This window comes from Burkholderia sp. HMSC10F09 (assembly GCF_001806955.1).
GTDB classification, from domain to species: Bacteria; Pseudomonadota; Gammaproteobacteria; order Burkholderiales; family Burkholderiaceae; genus Burkholderia; species Burkholderia multivorans.
On sequence record NZ_KV786771.1, the window covers coordinates 1 to 4,429 of the forward strand.

Here is a 4,429-nt window from a genome sequence, read left to right on the forward strand (position 1 = left end):
CGCGTTGTTCGGCGCGCCGCCGCCCGCGCCGCCCGACTCGCCCGGATCCTCGTAATTGGGCAGCCCCGGCGCGGCCGGCGTCGCTGCCGGCACCGCGCCCGCTTCGCCCGGCTCGTTGTAGCTCGGTACCCCGGCCGACGACTGGCCGCGGTACGTGAGCGACTTGCGCTGCTGCAGATACGCGTCGCGCACGAACGAATACGGATCGAGCGCGGCCTGCTTCAGCAGATCGGTCGCGCCGAGCAGGTCGGAACGCGCGCTGATGAACTGCATCACGTACATCGGATTGCGCGCAGCCGGCTCGATGTAGTTCAGCAGGTTGAAGCGCACGTCGACCGCGCGCCCGACGCCGTCGCGGAACGTGCTCGGCCCGAACACCGGCAGCACGAGGTACGGGCCCGACGGCACGCCCCAGCGCGCGAGCGTCAGCCCGAAGTCCTGGTGATGCTTCGGCAGCCCCGCGGGCGTCGCGATGTCGATCAGCCCGGCCATGCCGAACACCGAGTTCATCGCGACGCGCATCAGATCCTGCGTCGCATCGGTGATCCGCAGCTGCAGCAGGTTGTTCGCCATGTTGCCGAGATCGCCGAGGTTCGAGAAGAAGTTGCTGATCGCGGTACGCAGCGGCGTCGGCGTGATCTTCTGGTAGCCCTTCGCGATCGGCACCGCGATGTGCTCGTCGACGGTGTCGTTGAACTTGTACATCGCGCGGTTCATCGGCTCGAGCGGGTCGTTGGGGTTGCGGTTGGGTCCCGTCGCGCAGCCGGACAGCATCGCGCTTGCGGCGACGGTCACCGCGATGATTCGCATGTTATTCATTGATTCCTTGCGTTTGGTTCTTCGCGCGCTTCACGCGCGGTTTGCCCATCAGGACGGGCTGAAACACGACGGCGCCGATCAGCGTACAGGTCAGCGCCAGCGCGAGCAGCTTGCCCATGCTCGACGTACCCGGATGATGCGACAGCCACAGGCTGCCGAACGCGGTCGCGGTCGTCGCGGCGCTGAACAGCACCGCGTGGGTCAGGCTCGAATGCAGCAGGCCGGTTTGCCCCGCGCGCCACGCCATCACGAAATACACCTTGAACGCGACGCCGACGCCGAGCATCAGCGGCAGCGCGATGATGTTCGCGAAGTTCAGCGACATGCCGAGCACCACGCACATCTCGAGCGTGACGATCCCCGACACGAGCAGCGGCACCAGCGTGCGCAGCACGTCGCCGAAGCGGCGCAGCGTGATCCACAGCAGGATCGTGATCGAGATGATCGACCACAGCGCCGCGTGCAGGAACGCGCTGATGATCGTGTTCGCCGAATGCAGGATCGAGATCGGGCCGCCGATCGCGCCCGGTTCGGCCGCCTTCACGGCGGTCGCGAAGTGGCGCAGCATCGTGTCGTCGTTCGGGTCGACGCCCTTCGGCACCTTCGGCGAAATCTGCACGAGCGCCTTGCCGTCGGGGGCGACCCAGTCGCGCACGAGCGTCGGCGGCAGCGTGTCGCGCGTGATCTCCTGCGGCTGCAGCAGCGCCGCGAGCTGATTCAGCGCGATGCGCAACGTGTCGGCGAAAGCGCGCTCCGCGCGGTCGCGCGTCGCGCTGTCGGCGGCCGCGAGTTTCGCGAGCGACTGCGACAGGTGCTGCGCGGCCGCGGCGCCCGGCCCCGGATGATCTTCGGCCGCGTAGCCGAGCAGATCCGACGCGCGCTTGAGCGCGGCGACGCGCTGCGCGTCGGTGGCGGGCGGCGCGGGCGGCTGCGTGAGCGCGGGCAGCAGCGTGCTCGCGGCCGTCGCGATCGCCGCGCGTTTTTCCGGCTGATCGGCGGGGATGAACGTCGACAGCGTCGTCGTGCGGCCGACTTCGGGCAGCGCGTCGAGGCGTTTCGCGGCCGCGTCGGCATCGGCGAGCGACGGTGCGAGCAGTGTCACGTCGTTGACGGCCGCTTCGGGCGAATCCTTCAGCGCGAGCAGCGTCGACATCGATTCGCTGTGCGGGTCTTTCAGATGCAGCGGGTTGAAGTCGAAATGCAGGAACGCGAGCAGCGGCAGCGCGCCGATCACGACCGCGAGCGTGCCGATCAGGATCGGCTTGCGGTGGCGATCGAGATAGTCGTCGACGGGCGCGAGCCACGGAAAGCCCGGCGTCTTCGATTCGCCCGGCGGCGCGAACAGGCGCAGCAGCGCGGGTAGCAGCGTCAGCGTCGTCAGCAGCGCGACGAACATCCCGACGCCGGCGATCAGCCCGAGCTCCGACACGCCGCGATACGCGGTCGGAATGAACGAGAAGAAGCTCGCGGCGACGGCCGTGGTGGCGAGCGCGAGCGGCATGCCCATCGAGTGCGCGGCACCGATCAGCGCGTGGTCGATGCGCTCGTCGCGAAAGCGCTCTTCGCGGTACTTCACGCCGTACTGGATCGAGAAGTCGACGCCGAGGCCGACGAACAGCACCATGAACGCGACCGAGATCATGTTCAGCGAGCCGACCATCGCGAGCCCGAGCGCCGCGGTGACGACGAGCCCGACGAACAGCGTGACGAGCACCGACGCGATCATGCGCTTCGAGCGCAGCGCAAGCCAGAGGATGACGAACACGACGAGCAGCGTGACGACGCCGTTCAGCGCCGCGCCGTCTTCGACCGACGAGAATTCGTCGTCGGCGAGCGGCTGTTCGCCGGTCAGCCGCACGACCGCGCCGTAGCGCTTCTCGAGATCGAGCGCGCGCGCGGTTTCGCGGATCACGTCGCTCGTCTGCGCGCCGGCCTTCAGCGCGCCGTAGTTGACCACCGGCTGCACGGTCACGAACGCGCGCGCCGGCTGCCGCGCGGCATCGTTGTCGACGAGCGCGCGCCACGAGAACGCGGCGGGCTTGCCGGCGAGCACGTCGTCGACGGTCGCGGCGCTGCGCGAGAGCAGCTTCGCCATCGACGGCAGCTTCACCTGCCCGGTCAGCAGCGGCTGGCCGAGCGTCGTCGACAGCGTCGTCGCGAGCCCCGTGAGGCTCGGATTCTTCGCGAGTTCGTTGACGAGCGGGCGCGCGCTCGCGAGCTGCGACGTCGTATCGGCGACCTGCTGCGGCGACAGGAACAGCAGCCCGTTGTGCTCGAAGAACGGACCGCCGCCCGGCTCGGCGACGGGCCCGATCCGGCCGGCCGCGGCCTGCTTCTGCAGCGATTCGGTCAGCGCATGCGCGGCCGCGGTGGCGAACTCGGGCGCGGGCGCCTCGACGACCGCGAGGATCGTGCCGTTGCGCTGCGGGAACGCGCGATCGACCGCCTGACTGAGCGCCGCCCATTGCGGCTCCGCATCGACCAGCTTGCTGATGTCGGTATTGATCTTGAAGTGACGCGCAACATAGACGCCGCTGAACGCGGCAATCAGCAGCGACAGTACGACGACCCAGACCGGGCGTCGTACCGACCACGCGACGAGTCGGACGATGAGAGATGTCACCATGTGGCGGTGGGGAGGGGCTGGCAAGGGCAAAGCAATGAGTATACCGGCGCGACGGCGCCGGGGTCGTGACGTTGACGCGTTTTGGGGCGGGAAGGATATTTGCTCGCCCAGGCACGAATCGGCATGGGCGAACACGCGTTTATAAAGGGACGCTTACATAATCGCGCGGCGCCGCACGCTGCCGGGGCTTTGTGACAAAAGGGGCGCAAAGGTAACAGTTCGGTCGCCGCACGGCAGGTGCGCGTCAGGCCCGCTATACTTTGCGCCATCAGCCGGTGCAAACGAGCCGGCCGTTTTTCTCATCGAGTGCGATATCCGTATGAAACGTCATCTGTTTGCTTTCCTCGCCGCGGCCGCCGTGTCGGTTTCCGCTTTCGCGCAGAGCGCGCCGGTCGACATCGTCCGCCATGCGGTCGAAGGCACCGTCAACGCGATGAAGGCCGATCCGGCCGCGCGCGGCGGCGACATGGCAAAGATCACGCAGGTCGTCGAGCAGCGCTTCCTGCCGGCGACGAACTTCGAGCGCACGACGCGCATCGCGGTCGGCGACGCGTGGAAGCAGGCGACGCCGCAACAGCAGCAGGAGCTCTACAAGCAGTTCCGGCTGCTGATGACGCGCACGTACGCCGCGTCGCTCGCGCAGCTCGGCAACCAGGACGCGAAGTTCTCGTTCAAGGCGGGCGGCACGTCGGGCGCCGACGCGCTCGTGCAGTCGACGGTCACGACGCCGGGCGACAGCCAGTCGGTCGGCTACCGGCTCGGCAAGGTCGGCAACGACTGGAAGATCTACGACATCGACATGTCCGGTGCGTGGCTGATCCAGGTCTATCAGGGGCAGTTCAAGAGCCAGCTCGCGTCGGGCGGCATCGACGGCCTGATCGCGTATCTGCAGAAGCACAATTCCCGCACGAACTGAGCGGCGCAGCCGCGGTGCGCAGCAAGGACGCCCTTGGGCGTAATGCCGTTCAGTTAAGCAACTGAACG

At 68.1% G+C, this 4,429-nt stretch carries 3 protein-coding genes; 1 reads left to right on the forward strand and 2 read right to left on the reverse strand.

Features of this window, described 5'->3' with window-relative positions; translation table 11 throughout:
* Both HMPREF3115_RS17730 and HMPREF3115_RS17735 read right to left on the reverse strand, forming a co-directional pair.
* Positions 1-819: MlaA family lipoprotein (locus HMPREF3115_RS17730; RefSeq protein ID WP_070555431.1), on the reverse strand; the 819-nt coding region annotated here is incomplete at its 3' end.
* Complete coding sequence (locus tag HMPREF3115_RS17735) at positions 812-3,445, reverse strand: hopanoid transporter HpnN (RefSeq protein ID WP_070555427.1); 2,634 nt, start codon at positions 3,443-3,445, stop codon at positions 812-814. The genes HMPREF3115_RS17735 and HMPREF3115_RS17730, both read right to left, overlap by 8 nt.
* A 319-nt stretch (positions 3,446-3,764) precedes the next feature.
* Between HMPREF3115_RS17735 and HMPREF3115_RS17740 the strand changes: the two genes are divergently transcribed.
* Positions 3,765-4,361 (forward strand): MlaC/ttg2D family ABC transporter substrate-binding protein, encoded by a 597-nt coding sequence (locus HMPREF3115_RS17740; protein ID WP_006397524.1) that lies wholly within the window; start codon positions 3,765-3,767, stop codon positions 4,359-4,361.
* The last annotated feature ends 68 nt before the right edge of the window (positions 4,362-4,429 follow it).